18 protein-coding genes are annotated in these 13,406 nt (G+C 34.3%); 15 read left to right on the forward strand and 3 right to left on the reverse strand.

Going from position 1 to position 13,406, the window contains the following annotated elements; genetic code table 11:
• Positions 1-20 precede the first annotated feature (20 nt).
• From NTHER_RS02005 to NTHER_RS02030, 7 genes are all read left to right on the forward strand, one after another.
• The gene (locus NTHER_RS02005; protein ID WP_012446854.1) at positions 21-1,115 is read left to right on the forward strand and encodes a hypothetical protein; all 1,095 of its coding nucleotides are present in this window, start codon (positions 21-23) and stop codon (positions 1,113-1,115) included.
• A gap of 71 nt (positions 1,116-1,186) precedes the next feature.
• On the forward strand, positions 1,187-1,864 hold the full coding sequence (locus tag NTHER_RS02010) for a hypothetical protein (RefSeq protein ID WP_041366827.1): 678 nt from the start codon (positions 1,187-1,189) through the stop codon (positions 1,862-1,864).
• 59 nt (positions 1,865-1,923) lie between these two features.
• Entirely contained in the window at positions 1,924-2,961 is a 1,038-nt protein-coding gene (locus NTHER_RS02015) for a PDDEXK family nuclease (protein ID WP_012446856.1), read from the forward strand.
• Between the two features lie 190 nt (positions 2,962-3,151).
• Entirely contained in the window at positions 3,152-3,760 is a 609-nt protein-coding gene (locus NTHER_RS02020; RefSeq protein WP_012446857.1) for a hypothetical protein, read from the forward strand.
• Positions 3,742-3,876: an SEC-C metal-binding domain-containing protein gene (locus NTHER_RS16110; RefSeq protein ID WP_202943861.1), complete on the forward strand. Its 135-nt coding sequence runs from the start codon at positions 3,742-3,744 to the stop codon at positions 3,874-3,876. Before NTHER_RS02020 ends, NTHER_RS16110 begins: the two co-directional genes overlap by 19 nt.
• Positions 3,877-4,274: 398 nt before the next feature.
• On the forward strand, positions 4,275-4,838 hold the full coding sequence (locus tag NTHER_RS02025; RefSeq protein ID WP_041366829.1) for a DUF6557 family protein: 564 nt from the start codon (positions 4,275-4,277) through the stop codon (positions 4,836-4,838).
• A gap of 121 nt (positions 4,839-4,959) precedes the next feature.
• On the forward strand, positions 4,960-5,640 hold the full coding sequence (locus tag NTHER_RS02030) for a hypothetical protein (RefSeq protein WP_012446859.1): 681 nt from the start codon (positions 4,960-4,962) through the stop codon (positions 5,638-5,640).
• Between the two features lie 236 nt (positions 5,641-5,876).
• On the opposite strand, the gene NTHER_RS02035 is transcribed toward NTHER_RS02030, so the two are convergent.
• A complete protein-coding gene (locus NTHER_RS02035; protein ID WP_012446860.1) occupies positions 5,877-6,059 on the reverse strand; it encodes a hypothetical protein in 183 nt (60 codons plus the stop codon).
• A complete protein-coding gene (locus NTHER_RS15750) occupies positions 6,052-6,192 on the reverse strand; it encodes a hypothetical protein (protein WP_012446861.1) in 141 nt (46 codons plus the stop codon). The genes NTHER_RS02035 and NTHER_RS15750 overlap by 8 nt, the downstream gene beginning before the upstream one ends.
• Positions 6,193-6,329: 137 nt before the next feature.
• On the opposite strand from NTHER_RS15750, the gene NTHER_RS02040 reads away from it, so the two are divergent.
• The 8 genes from NTHER_RS02040 (at position 6,330) to NTHER_RS02075 (ending at position 12,213) form a co-directional block, all read left to right on the forward strand.
• The gene (locus NTHER_RS02040; RefSeq protein WP_012446862.1) at positions 6,330-6,692 is read left to right on the forward strand and encodes a helix-turn-helix domain-containing protein; all 363 of its coding nucleotides are present in this window, start codon (positions 6,330-6,332) and stop codon (positions 6,690-6,692) included.
• A 436-nt stretch (positions 6,693-7,128) separates the two neighbouring features.
• Positions 7,129-7,674 (forward strand): hypothetical protein, encoded by a 546-nt coding sequence (locus NTHER_RS02045; RefSeq protein ID WP_012446863.1) that lies wholly within the window; start codon positions 7,129-7,131, stop codon positions 7,672-7,674.
• Between the two features lie 245 nt (positions 7,675-7,919).
• Positions 7,920-8,882, forward strand: coding sequence for a hypothetical protein (locus NTHER_RS02050; protein ID WP_012446864.1), 963 nt, complete (start codon positions 7,920-7,922; stop codon positions 8,880-8,882).
• 97 nt (positions 8,883-8,979) lie between these two features.
• A complete protein-coding gene (locus NTHER_RS02055) occupies positions 8,980-9,636 on the forward strand; it encodes a hypothetical protein (RefSeq protein ID WP_012446865.1) in 657 nt (218 codons plus the stop codon).
• A 232-nt stretch (positions 9,637-9,868) separates the two neighbouring features.
• Positions 9,869-10,453 (forward strand): tyrosine-type recombinase/integrase, encoded by a 585-nt coding sequence (locus NTHER_RS02060; RefSeq protein ID WP_012446866.1) that lies wholly within the window; start codon positions 9,869-9,871, stop codon positions 10,451-10,453.
• 514 nt (positions 10,454-10,967) lie between these two features.
• Positions 10,968-11,282, forward strand: coding sequence for a hypothetical protein (locus NTHER_RS02065; protein ID WP_012446867.1), 315 nt, complete (start codon positions 10,968-10,970; stop codon positions 11,280-11,282).
• Between the two features lie 275 nt (positions 11,283-11,557).
• The gene (locus tag NTHER_RS02070) at positions 11,558-11,872 is read left to right on the forward strand and encodes a hypothetical protein (RefSeq protein ID WP_012446868.1); all 315 of its coding nucleotides are present in this window, start codon (positions 11,558-11,560) and stop codon (positions 11,870-11,872) included.
• Positions 11,873-11,928: 56 nt separating this feature from the next.
• Positions 11,929-12,213, forward strand: coding sequence for a hypothetical protein (locus NTHER_RS02075; RefSeq protein ID WP_012446869.1), 285 nt, complete (start codon positions 11,929-11,931; stop codon positions 12,211-12,213).
• Positions 12,214-12,238: 25 nt separating this feature from the next.
• Here NTHER_RS02075 and NTHER_RS02080 read toward each other — a convergent pair whose 3' ends face one another.
• Complete coding sequence (locus tag NTHER_RS02080; RefSeq protein ID WP_012446870.1) at positions 12,239-13,363, reverse strand: IS256 family transposase; 1,125 nt, start codon at positions 13,361-13,363, stop codon at positions 12,239-12,241.
• Between the last annotated feature and the right edge of the window lie 43 nt (positions 13,364-13,406).

The following is a 13,406-nucleotide window of genomic DNA, read 5'->3' on the forward strand; positions in this document are numbered from 1 at the left end:
AGCGAGAGGAGTGTTGATTCATGAGAAAAGTTTCAATGTTTATCTTATTAGTCGTTACTGCCCTGTTTTTAGCAGGGTGTGGCTCACCAACACCGCCAGATGAAGTAGTTAATGAATACTGGGGACTCTTTCAAGATAGAGATACAGAGGGAGCTCTTGAACTAGTCATTGATGGTAGGGAAGATGAAGTTGGCGATTTAGATATGGAAATGGAGGAAGTAGATGAAATTGAAGAGGTTCTTTTTGAAAGATTTACAGTAGAAGCAGAAGGTTATGAAGAAGATGGAGAGGTAGCCATTGTTGATGTGACAGTTACAAAACCAGATTTACATGAGACATTTGCTACTTTTTTTGAAGAGGGTTTTGAAGAGCTAATGGCTTTAGCCATGGAAGGTGCATCTGATGAAGAGATGGACGAAAAAGCAGAAGAGTTTTTATTAGAAGCTATGGAAGATGCAGAGGATATTAGCCATGATCAACAAGTCGAACTGCACTTAGAAGATGGTGAATGGAAAATATATGATTGGCTGTTTGATGATATCGAAGAAAGAATGGACGAGCTAGATTTTGAAGATGAATCAGTAGAACAAAATGGTATGGACGAAGAAAGTGATGAAGCTGCAGGTGATATAGATGAAGGAGAAGCAGAAGTGGGTGATACAGTTACTACAGAAGCAGGAGATATGACATTAATTGCTCAAAATGATGATATTGATGCAATAGAAACAGGACCTTTTAGAATTGACATTGAACAAGTAAATGCAGTTTCAGGGGACCTCAATCCTCAATCAGCGGAAATGTTTGATACTGAACAGCTAGAGTATATTCAGCTTGATCTGCAAGTAGAAAACACCTCAGATGAAGATTTGATTTTCTATGCTGGTCAAGCACAAATAGTGACTAATACTGGAGAACAGCTTGAATCAGATATGTGGATGAGTGATCATATTGAAGGGGAGTTTATGGGTGGCGTTACTCAAGAAGGTACTTTAATATATCCGCTAGAGCAGTCTCAAGCAGAGGAAGTAGAAACAGTTAGGATAGTAATCGGTGCACCTCAAGACGAGGATTGGCAGGAAGTTGGTGAAGAAGTAGATTTTGAGGTTGAGCTTTGAAATATTTCGGGTTAAGGTAGTTATAATATTAGTAAATTTTGATATTATTGATAAAAAGGGGGGCATAGTTGTTGTTTAAAAGAGTTTTATTGTTATTATTGATAGCGATTGTATTATTCAGTATTGTTGGCTGTGGGGAAGAGAATGACAGTGAAGAAAATGATACAATGCTTGAAGAAGAGCAAGAATCTGAAGATAATGGTTATATTCATGAATTTGTAGAAACTGAGACATCTTTGCCATCGCCAGATGAAGTTGGTGCTGAGTACGTAGACCCCTCAGAGGGAGAAACAATTGAAGGTAGCGAGTGGACAGTGTTTTGGGAGAAATGGAATGAAGTCGCACAAGAAGTTAGTGCACCAAATTTAAGAGTGAATGAAGAAGTTGAAGTTCTTTTTGTTGATCCTCGCATGATGTTTGACTACGAAATAACTAACTACTTAAATGTGTATGGTGATATTTGTTATAAAACAAATGAATTAGAACATGTTGGAGTAGATTGGGAGCTAGGATCAGAAGTCGATGGATCACTTATTGCAGCTTCGTGGTATACTTTGGTAAATGCTGCACACCCTGAAAAGTCAGAAGAAGAAATAACTGGTATTCTTGAAGAATTAGGAATTTATGATGTATCTCCACAAGATATAACGGAACATGACATGATTACTGTAATGGAGGATATAGAATATGATTTTTATTCTACAGAAACCATGGGATATTTTGAGTTATGGGCCGACCCTATTGATTGATTTCACCCTTTATTTACTATAAGAGTATCATTGAAAGAATGATTTGCGAGGTGATATAAATGCCCCTTTATAAAGTGTCATCTTCAGATATATTTAAGATGATACCTCAACGAGATTTTGCTAAAGAAAGTTATGAAAGAAAGCTTGAGCATTGGATTATTAAAAATCCTACTATTATAACTGAAGGGGAAAATATTTTATTCATAAAACAAGAAGAACCACTTGAAAAAAGTGAAGACCTTTTAGGTATTGATGAGCAAGGTAATCTTCTTGTTATAGAGCTAAAAAGAGGTAGAACTCCAAGAGAAGTTATTGCTCAGGCACTAGAGTACGCAGCAAGAGTGAGCAGAATGGATTATGATAAGTTAAATAATATAGCCAAAAAGCACTTTAAGAAATATGATATAAAGTACAGTGACCTGTTTGAGGCATATTGTGATTATTTTGGCAAAAATTCCGATAAAGATAAGTTTTCATTACAGATAAATCAACGTCAGCGAATTTTTATAGTGGCCCAAGATATCAGTGAAGATGTGCTTAGTACGGCAGATTATCTAAAGAAGTTTGATATAGACATACAATGTGTATCTTTCAATTACTATAATGAAGGAGATTTAACTGTAGTTGATATAGACCCAGATGTACGATCAAGTTTTGATGAGCCGAGGGTTTCTGCTCCTTCGATTGAAAGTAGTGATACGGAAAAATTTCTTAAGGAAGTGCGTGAACAAATTTTAGACTTGTATTATGACCACATATCATATGCAACTAAGAAGCCCAATCGAGTACTTTCTTTTCAGCTAGAATCTAGTAAGTTTTCAATTGGTATTAAACTGGAAGATAGTGGGGAATTGAAATTAGGTGCTAGCATTCAATTTGAGGATCTAGATATGAATGAGAAAATCTGTGAAGCCTTATCTGATAAAATTAAGAAGCAAAACGAAGATATTTTAATTGAAGATCAAAAAGATAAGAAAGATATTAAGGAGTTACTAGAATGGAACAGCGATTTACTTCAAGACGACGAATTTTTGGGAAAAGTTATTGATCATACTAAAACCTGGATAGAAACATGGGTGGAGGAAATAAATGTTTAACTGAAAATAAATAGCTGGTGATCAATGGGAAATACAAACTTCCCTAATCCAAAATAAATGCCATTAATGTAAAATAGATTGAAGCGTTAATAAGATTTTATATGATGATTTTATTGCATTAAATTACATTAGAATTAGCCGTCCAATTGAATTGGCTTCAAAATTCTTGAATCAGATCGGAGGTTAAAACATGAACAAGCAATTAATCCTAGACTATATCATTTCACTAGTGAATTTATATGGCCTAGTACATAAAGAAAAAGTAGCGGAAATTTACAATATGCAAAACACTGACAGGATTAAATTAGAGGACTTAGACAATATATTAAAGGAAGAACCACAACAATTAAGCGATTACTTTGTCGAAATTCACGGAGATTACTTTGTGTCTGAGACTATATTAGAATTTGATGAATTCGAATGGTATTTAGCTCAAAAAAGAAATAAACCTTATTACATTCCCGACAAAAAGGAACTGCTAAAGTACAAAGATGAATTCTACTTTGAGAAAAATAAAGAGTATCAGGCATTGCTCAGTTATGTAACAAAAAATATTTTTGACGGTGACAAAGACAAAGCCCAGGAGATCTGTGAAGATATTCAGGGGATTTGTGGGCTTGGATTTTCAATGGGCACTGTCTTTGAAGAGTTTAATCGCAGGGATTTGAGCTTTGATAGCGAAGACCAAGCAAAAGAAGTGATGCAGCTTGTTATGGATTTGGCGAATAACACAAGGATATGGGAAAATAACGGGATACTCCTAACGAAATATTTCATAAGATGGAGAAACCGCATTTAAAACCACTACCTGAAAAGGAGTTTACAAATGCTAAACAAAGTAACAACAAAATCGGTAGGAATGAGCCGTGTCCTTGCGGCAGTGGTAAGAAATATAAGAAGTGTTGTTTGAGTTAATAGCCTTAAGAAATGTATGAGGAATAAAAGGTATTAAAATCAAGAAGAGAAACTGACTGTTACGTAGCTTGATATTATTCAAGCTTTTATTTTTATTTGAGAAAATTTGACATAGCTGGTTGACACAAAATTTTCACGAATGTATACTATTATCACTGCGTTAATTCACACCATTACTTAACCATTCTTATTATTCATATCCAAACTCAAAAATTCAAACAAAACTAAAATATTACGGTCATTCTCAAGAGATAAGCCTGATCACTTTGACTTCGATAAAAGCGATTTTTATCAAGGAAGCTCAAGGAAAAGTGACCAGGCTTTTTTATTTTGGTCTTTGAAATTTTTTGGTTTTACGAAAGGTTAACTTAAAATTCCCTCAAAGGATGGTGATGGTTTTGTTATTGAAAGGATTGTTAATGCTTTATAAGGATTCTGTAGAGGAAGTTGAACAGGAATTTCAAGAAATGTATCCACACCTCAATAGCCATATCGAGAACGGTAATGTCAGAAAAGTTTTTAACGAGCTGTTAACAATCGAAGAAAAGGAAGCTAATTTTATCGTAAGAATTGAGGAAGGGAAGTGCATGATTAATAAAAAAATAACATATGGCTTTAAGGCACAGAGGTACTCATCTCCTGAAAATAAATTAGATACAGAAGATAACGATTACAGCTTAAGCTTTATCTCTTGGGATGAAATATTGGGTATGGAAATTGATGAAAGAATACTGATAGCTTACAGGCCGACAAAAATATTAGCTGTTATGATTCATGAAATGACGGTATATGGATTTGATAGTAAGAGCGTTCAATCCCAAAAGAATGATTTCATAAAAGCTATATTGAACAACTACAAAGGAGAAGATCTCAACATTGATGACGAAGATGAAATCAAACTATATATAGTTTCTGAAGATGACGAAGATGAAGATTTTGATGATGAGGATACTGAAGAATAAATTGTCACCATAATGGACAGGCTTAGAACTCAACCGTTCTTGTAAAAAACGGGAAATCAGGAGAGTTCTTGCCTGTCCTTGTTTTTTAGTATTATTAGCATACTTAAAATGGGGTGATAACTTGGCGAAAAAGGTTTTAGACAAGCCATTAATACTTCGATTAAACGAGAAAGATGCCAAAAAAATGAAGAGTATAAGTGGTAATTTCAGAGGGGTTATTAATAGATGGATTTCAGACTATATCGAAAACAAACTGGAAAGCTATCTCAAAAATGATATTGAAGTTACTGAAGATCAGTTAGATTATAGCAGAAAAATAAGAGTTAACAGCGATGACTATAATCATTTTAGTAATAAAGCCCATCAAGAGGGGTATGATCCAGAAGGTTTGATTAGAAGCTGGATGAAGTCATATAATTTTTACAAACAAACTGGAAAACTATATACAACCGATATTCCTGAGAATGAACTTCATAAAAGGTTAAGCATTATAAGGGATCACTTGTTAAAACTAAACAAAGAAAGTAACTTAGAGCCTTTTAATTACTTCGTCAAATGGCTTGAAATAACTGGATTATGGAAGGTGGAACTATCACATTTTGCCAAATTTCTCGACACATCAGATGAAGAAAAGATATATGAAAAAATAGTAAGCTACTATTTAAACGGTGGTAGTAAACGAAGTGAACAACTAATAAATTCGATGGAATTTAAGTACAGAATTGGGATATATGCTGATGATTTTGTTAGGCTGAAGGAAGAGTATTTAGAATTCTGTGAAAAGTTATGTGAAAAGAATTAGAATGAGCTAGGATTAAAGTGAAGATGCACATGGATGCACATCACAAAATCCCTTGATGGCGGGAAATATCCATGTTACTATTCCCCAAGATGTGCATCGGGGTTTTTTGTTACCGATCAACGACTATTCAGCTATCATGTGCATCTATGTGCATCCTTGATAAACTGTCATGGCAGTTGTTAACAGGATTTCGGAGTCTTTTTTAATGGGTAAGATGCACATCATGAGTGGCAGGGTTATTTTTCTATATATTTTTCGTTGTAATCTTCAAGGACTTTGTTAAGTTGTGATGCTATTTCTATAATTTCTGTATCAGTCTTAAGATCTAGTTTCTCTCCGTGTTTTTTTAGTAGAGCTTTCAGGTCGTTAACCAGTTCTTCGATTTCTCTAATCTTTTCATGTCTTTTTTCACTAGCCACATGCTCCCCTCCTTGTAGCTTGACTTTCTTTTTTATGAAATTCCTTCTTGCAGTGAGTACAAATCCAAATCTCACCTGTATCAGCAGAGTAATTACTATTACCACAAAAAGGACATACACGTTTTTCGGCCATAGAAAGTCCTCCTTTATAATAGCTATTAAAATAATAGTATCAAAAATGTAACAAATAGACAATAATAATAACAGTCTATTAGATACATATTTTTTTGATATAGTAATAATAAAAGCTACAGCAATAGGGGGATTTTCATGATAGAGCATATAGATACCAGTAGAATTGGAGATCGTATCAGAGAAGAACGAGAACGGCTTGATCTCTCTAGAAAAAAGCTTGGAAGATTGATAGGTGTGACAGAACATCATATCGGACAGTTAGAAAGAGGGGAGAGAAATACTAGCTTAACAACTTTGGCTAAGATTTCTCAGGTTTTAAAGGTTTCTATTGATTCTTTTGTATTTGATACTGGAGAACCTAATAACGATGAGAAATCTGAAAGATCCACAGAAAGAGCAGAATTAGAAAATCTAATAGAAAGATGTTCTGATCAGGAGATAGAAGTGATTTTTGATATGTTGAAAGTTGTTATTCCTCATTTGAAAGTAAAGGGGTAATTATATTGCATTAATGTATATATAGCATCAATGTCTATTAATGATGAAGTTTACATATCATGTTAGAAACGAAGTTAACGTCAAAATACTTATGTGATATTTAACCTTAATGACAGGGGTTAGAGTGCCTTACTTTACATGGTTAACAATTTTCTTGTTGACATAACACTATAAAGGTGCTACAATTAAGATAGATAAATAAGACAAAGGATAATCAATTGTCTTATTATATTTCTTTTATATTTATAGAGATCTGTATAATTGATATTTTAGTGTTGGTATTTTGTCCACCGATTAGTTTCGGCGGATTTCTATGTTCTTTTTTAATAATTGGCAATAATTATCAATAAATAGTAAATTTAACCGCAGGTTTGTTACTACACAAGCCTGTGGTTTTTTATATTGTTACAAAAATTCTAGGAAAGGAGGGTTGGCCATGTTAAACAGAATCAGAAAAGTCCAGGATGACCTATCAGCAATTCAGGTTGAACTAGCGAAAGCTTCTGAAGAACATGAACTAGAATTACTAGAAGAGGTTGAAACTGGAGATTCAACTGTTAAGCTAGAAAAAAATCAGAATGGAGTGAAGCTGACAGTTGACGTAGTAGCACCAAAAATCAGCATTTATAAGTTCCAGACTTTTGAAAATGGGAATTTCACCAATAGACAACACAAAGAAGTTAGGGACTACTGGTACTCAATCATAAAGCGAGCACTTGCAGGTCAAAACCTAGACCCAATAAAACCCGCAATAGTTTATATTCGGTACTATCTGGATAAAAACTGTGATGTTGGTAATTTTCTGTCGAAGTTTATACAAGATGGATTGGTCTATAACGGTGTTCTTGAAGATGATGATCTAAACAATGTGACACTGCTGTCAGAAGCTAAGTTAAAGAAAGAAAAGGCACCCAGGACAGAAATTTATGTAGTCCACGACAATGGTAAGGTAGGTGATATGATTACTAGTCAGTTTAAGTAACCCCTAGAATTAGAGCTGTTTTCGATAGGGTTTATCCCCTGACTTTAACAATCCAATCTCATTCTAGGGTAGATTTACAAAGTCAGTCTACACTGTTCAAATAAGGTTGAAGCTTAACAGTGCAGTCTATAAGAAACTGCCTTTATTTTAATGATAAGTATTAAGTGAAATGTTACTCCGTTTGAATTAGTCAATAGAGTTTTAAATTATCCTTAATAATATTTAGACGAAAGGAGGGTCGTAGAATGAGTAAGAAGAAATTACAGCTTCAGGATCGAGATGTGAAGATGTTGGAGGATGTTATAGATTTTAATGGATTGCCTACCGAGGCAATTATACAAGTGCATTTTGAAAATAAGAGAAAGTATGCTTATGAAAGATTAAAGCAATTGAAGAAAAGTGGTTATCTGAAAGAGAAGTACTATTATAAAAGTGAGAATAAAATGGGTAAGAGAATGTCAGCGATCTTATACGCTTCTAGTAAAACGGTTAAGCTCCTTCGTCCTACTTTAAACCCAACTTCTGTACAACCAAGAGACGATGAGCTGGATGTTCATTATTTACTGGGAAGCTTATACAATGAAATACCAAACATGATGCCTGCCAGAAGAGCCAAAAAGGTTCTGAAACTGAAGAGTTTTGATCCTTTCGATGTTGCTATAGATGGTGATCCTGTAATATTCTTGTATGTCTTAAACAAAAAAGCAGGGGTAGATGCTCTCAACAGAGTATATGCATTTGCTAAATCTCACGGAGAAAATGGACTAAACTTTGTTATAGCAAACCACAATCCAAGCAAAAAAATATTTAGCCCGCCATTACGGTACATCACCTGGGATATGTCACTAGAGGTTATCCCTAATATATTAAAAGACCAAAACTACTATATGAAGGAGTTTGAAGAAATTATGAAGAATGGTTACAATAACCAATTAGAATATGCTGGATCGTCAGGAGCTTTCTTGAAATATAATTATAAAAACAAAGACATCTATCTAGCCGAGTTGATTACAGGTGATAATTATCTGAGGCGAGAACTATATATCCCGCCCAAAACAGCATTTGTCTATATTAAAAACCGTAAACAGTTAGAAGATGTTAAAATTCAAAGTGATAATAAATTTTATGCTTTTTCTAGGGATGAAAAGAAACGATATAAAATGGAAAAACAATTTAGTAAAACAATTATTGAAGAGGTAGATAGTTGATAAACACAGGTTAGACATCAATGATATAATGACATTAAGGCAATACACACTAATCGATGGCTGGTATTATAAATAGCTGTTAGAGGAGCTGATGGCAATGTCCAAGACAACTTTTACAATGAGTGTAGATAAGGAACTGCATGAAAAAGCTAAGGAGGCGATAAAAGGATTAGGGGTAACTCTATCGGATTTCTATTTATATGCTGCTAAAGTTTATTTAGATGACGGGTCTCCAAGTATAAAGAATAGATATAGTGACAAGTATCAGAAAATTATCATATATCTTCCAAGTGGAGAAAAGAAAGAACTTAAAAAGCAAGCAATCAAACTTGGATTAACGATGTCAGAACTATTTTCTTATGCTTTACATTACTACTTTGGAAATGAGTCGGCAAATTATTTTGCTATTATTCGCTATACTATTAAGTTAAATAGAATAGATGAAAGTAGAGAAGAGAGCAGCTCTAGTAGACGAGTAATTAACTTTTATTTAAACCCTGAGTTGAGTAGAGAACTCGATTACTATTGTATTGAGAATGATACAACACGAACAGATGTTATCTATAAAGCAGTACAAAGGTATAAAGATAGTGATGATATGGAACAAGTAGATTATCAAGGAACTTTGGACCAACAAAGCAGTATTGTTGAAAAAGCAAGTTTAAACTTTCAACTAAACCAACATTCTAAACGGTTGGGTATAAGCAAATCAGAACTCATTAACCGAGCTGTCTATCTATATATTAACAACTAAAAAATATGCCCGTATGCAATATTTACATTAATGTATATATAGTGTAAAATATAGACATAAGATAGAGATATATCACCAAATGACCCCCTAAAAATGAACAGTAATGTCTAGTTTTTAGTTTTGAATAGGCGATACAAGCTATAAATCCCGTCATAGAAGTGTAAATCCAATTTTTATAAATGGTCAAAATGGTCTTTTTGACCATATTTTAAAGCAGAGGAGGTGAAGATTATTGACAGAAACTGTAAGATTCATGACCCAAAAAGAGTTAGATAAATTGTTTCGAACTATAGAGAAAAGCAAAGATAAGCACTGGCTACGTGATATAACCATGTTTAGGATAGCTTATCGGTGCGGGTTGAGAGCTTCTGAAGTTGGGTTGATACAGGTATCAGATTTTAATCCAAAGATGAATGAACTATATGTTAGACGGAACAAAAACTCTCTTAATAATACAATTAGGTTGGATAATAAAACTGCTCGCTACCTTAAGAAATATATCAAATCCTATCAATTGAAAGAGAACGAGATAATGTTCAAAAGCCAAAAAAGGTCACCAATTTCACGGCAGAATTTGGACAGGATTATGAAGAAGTACTGTGAAAAAGCAAAAATAAAAGATGTTACAAATTGGCATTTCCACGTGATGAAGCACTCCATAGCAGTTCACCTAGCTGAAACGGGTCTGGACGTGAAAGAGCTTCAGCATTACTTGGGACATAGGAACATAGCTAGCACCCTGGTATATTTTCAATTTACAACCAGACAGCAAGACGAAATGTATCAGAAGATAAGCAAGAACAATCAATTGGTGTAAAATGAGGTTTCATCTATATGTATATCAATCAAATTTAGAATAATAATACATTTTTACAATAAAATAACACTTTTTTATTGACAGGTATCAGATAATTGTTTATAATATTATTAGAAGATATTCATAATAGTAACTATTTCACGCACAACAAAATATAAATGTTTTGTGGGTAAAGTGTCCTCCATCAGAGGATAACGGATACCTATGTGTTTTTTTACGTTTGAGCCAAACTCCGCAGGCTTGTCGGGATTTTATTCTCCGATAAGCCCTGCGGATTTTTCTATTTTATGGAAAATTTTTGAGTTGTTCAGCTATTCATTAAATCAAGATGAATCAAGAAGTATGGTAAAACATGTAAAATCGGTTCACGTGTACCGATTTGTATGAGAGTAGTTAGAAGAAAAGAATATCAAGATCAAGGAAACTATTACAGGGGGTGATGATAATGATCTAGTTTAAATATGCTTCAAGAAAACAGAAAATTCAAACAAAAACTTTAATTGGAGGGATTATCATGAAAAGAATTATTGATGGTTTAGTTTATGATACTGATAAGGCGGAGCTTTTAGCTGAGTACTATTATTCACACAAGGGGGACTTCAATTATATTAAAGAAAAACTTTATAAAACTTCAAACGGGCGGTACTTCTTATATGGTGAAGGAGGCCCTAAAACCGAATACTTTGAGAACGTAGGAAATAGTAGTTACAGTGGTGGCAACACGATCATACCACTAACTAAAGAAGGAGTCCTAGATTGGGTAGAAAGAAGAGAAATTGATGATAAGAAGATATTGAAGGAGCTTTCAGAAGTTCTAGATGAAGCTTAATTAGAGCCTGGGTACGCCTTTGGCTCTAATTTTTAATGTAGAAATATTGAAAGAGTATCTAGATAAATTTGATTTCACACAAAAGTATAACAGCAAGTCATTGAACGGTATACCTGGTTTTTGAAACTTGGTATACCGTCTATTTTTTTGTTGAAAATCGATGTTTAGAGTTTAAGGAGTAAAGATTAAAAGGGGCTTTGGGGGTGATGACAATGGCCTAGTTTAAATATGTTTTTAGAAAACAGAAAATTCAAAAAACTAAGGAGGGATAAATTATGAAAAGGATTCACAATGGTATGGTTTACGATACTGATAAGGCTGAACGTATTGCTTCATATAAGTACGGTGATCTAAATGACGCTAAGTATGTAATTGAAGAGTTATATAAAACAAAAAACGACAGATACTTTCTTTATGCTCAAGGTGGTGCACTCAGTGAATATGGTGAAAAAGTCGGTACTAACAGTTATAGCGGTAACAGTGTGATTCTTCCATTAAGTGTAGATGAAGTCTTCGATTGGGCTGAAGATCGAAATATAAACTCACAGAAATTGGTAGAAGAGCTTTCTGATTATCTTGATGAAGCTTAGTTAGAGATTGGGAGTATAGCCCAGGCAGAATTATAACTATTTCAAGGAGGTGAAGCATGAGTAAAGTTACAAGTTTTCATTCAACAGAAATACTGGCTCTAACGCCAACAGAGATAGAAGAACGTATTGAAGAGTTACTAGTTGAAAGGAATAGAGGAGAGCTTCAGCCTGAAGGATATTTTTATGATGGTATATGGTATCCGAGTGAAACCCAAGAAAAGGCTAGTTGCTGCTTTAATATTAATCACAAATTAGAACTATATGATCATTGCAAAACTGAAAATCACTTAAAGATATTAGCGGTAGAAACCTTAATAGGTAGTGTCAAGAATTTTGTGTAAAGGGCGTAGGGCCCTCGGAAAAGTCTTAACAGTCGTATCTTAGCTCAAACATTTCTTGTAGCTTGTGCTGGCATTGTTTGAAACCACGAAGTTTTTTATTAGCCCATCGAACATTGATGTCCTGAATAGCAAAGAAGATCACTTTTTCGGCAGCCTTTGGGCTAGTTAAACTGTTCATAGTCTTTAGACGTTTTCTAATTTCCTTAATAGTTCTCTCGATCCAGTTTGTAGTGTAGATAACAGCTCGAATATCAGATGGATAATCCAAGAAAGTTAATAAATTAGGCAAATTCTTTTCCCAGGAATCTACAACACGGGGATACCTTGAACCCCATTTTTCTTTAAATTTTTCGAAATGGTGGTGAGCCTCTTCTTTAGAAAAAGACTTATATATAGGCTTTAGGTCTTCAGCAACTTCATACTGGTCTTTTTTTCTTACGGCATTCAAAGTATTTCTAACCTGGTGAATGACGCACTGCTGGACATCAGCTTTAGGAAACACCTTCTTGAAAGCATCAGCCAAACCAGGAAGTCCGTCAAACACACCTAGCAATACTTCCTGTACACCACGAGAGTGCAGGTCATTTAATAGTTCTTGCCAACCCAAGGCGTTTTCTCTACCACCAACGTAGAAACCTAGTATTTCCCTGTACCCCTCTTCATCGACACCACAAGCTATGTAAACAGACTCATTTTCTACTGAATCACGCCGCAGCTTGATGTTCATGCCATCCAGGTAGAGAACACTATAACGCTTTTTGAGTGGCCTGTTTTGAAACTCTTGAATATCTTCTAAAGCTACTTCAGTAATATTACTTACCGTACTAGGCGAATAAGAATCGCCTAAAAGGGTCTCAATGAACTTTGCTACATCACGAGTGCTCATACCTTTTTGGTACATCCTGATGATAGCTTCTTCAAGCCAGCAATCACGCTTTTGATACGGTTCTATTAGCTGGGTTTGAAAATCACCATTTCGATCCCTTGGTACATTAAGATCTTCGATTTGGCCAAACAAGGTGTCTAGAGAACGTGTGTAATAGCCGTTTCGATAATTCTTTTCGTCTTGCTCTTTTAAAAAGTTTCTAATTTCTTCACGCATGATGAGTTCAATTTTTTCTTGAAGAAATTCCTGAACAAAACTTTTCATGATTTCTTCTAGTGTCAATGTTCTTTGAAAATGTCACCTAAAA

Origin of the sequence: Natranaerobius thermophilus JW/NM-WN-LF (assembly GCF_000020005.1) — a bacterium.
GTDB classification, from domain to species: Bacteria; Bacillota; Natranaerobiia; order Natranaerobiales; family Natranaerobiaceae; genus Natranaerobius; species Natranaerobius thermophilus.

What these genes read in the sequence shown, in the direction of transcription:
- NTHER_RS02005 (WP_012446854.1), top strand. Translation starts at nt 21, where the DNA reads ATGAGAAAAGTTTCAATGTTTATCTTATTAGTCGTTACTGCCCTGTTT.
- NTHER_RS02015 (WP_012446856.1), top strand. Translation starts at nt 1,924, where the DNA reads ATGCCCCTTTATAAAGTGTCATCTTCAGATATATTTAAGATGATACCT.
- NTHER_RS02020 (WP_012446857.1), top strand. Translation starts at nt 3,152, where the DNA reads ATGAACAAGCAATTAATCCTAGACTATATCATTTCACTAGTGAATTTA.
- NTHER_RS16110 (WP_202943861.1), top strand. Translation starts at nt 3,742, where the DNA reads ATGGAGAAACCGCATTTAAAACCACTACCTGAAAAGGAGTTTACAAAT.
- NTHER_RS15750 (WP_012446861.1), bottom strand. Translation starts at nt 6,192, where the DNA reads ATGGCCGAAAAACGTGTATGTCCTTTTTGTGGTAATAGTAATTACTCT.
- NTHER_RS02040 (WP_012446862.1), top strand. Translation starts at nt 6,330, where the DNA reads ATGATAGAGCATATAGATACCAGTAGAATTGGAGATCGTATCAGAGAA.
- NTHER_RS02045 (WP_012446863.1), top strand. Translation starts at nt 7,129, where the DNA reads ATGTTAAACAGAATCAGAAAAGTCCAGGATGACCTATCAGCAATTCAG.
- NTHER_RS02050 (WP_012446864.1), top strand. Translation starts at nt 7,920, where the DNA reads ATGAGTAAGAAGAAATTACAGCTTCAGGATCGAGATGTGAAGATGTTG.
- NTHER_RS02055 (WP_012446865.1), top strand. Translation starts at nt 8,980, where the DNA reads ATGTCCAAGACAACTTTTACAATGAGTGTAGATAAGGAACTGCATGAA.
- NTHER_RS02065 (WP_012446867.1), top strand. Translation starts at nt 10,968, where the DNA reads ATGAAAAGAATTATTGATGGTTTAGTTTATGATACTGATAAGGCGGAG.
- NTHER_RS02070 (WP_012446868.1), top strand. Translation starts at nt 11,558, where the DNA reads ATGAAAAGGATTCACAATGGTATGGTTTACGATACTGATAAGGCTGAA.
- NTHER_RS02075 (WP_012446869.1), top strand. Translation starts at nt 11,929, where the DNA reads ATGAGTAAAGTTACAAGTTTTCATTCAACAGAAATACTGGCTCTAACG.
- NTHER_RS02080 (WP_012446870.1), bottom strand. Translation starts at nt 13,363, where the DNA reads ATGAAAAGTTTTGTTCAGGAATTTCTTCAAGAAAAAATTGAACTCATC.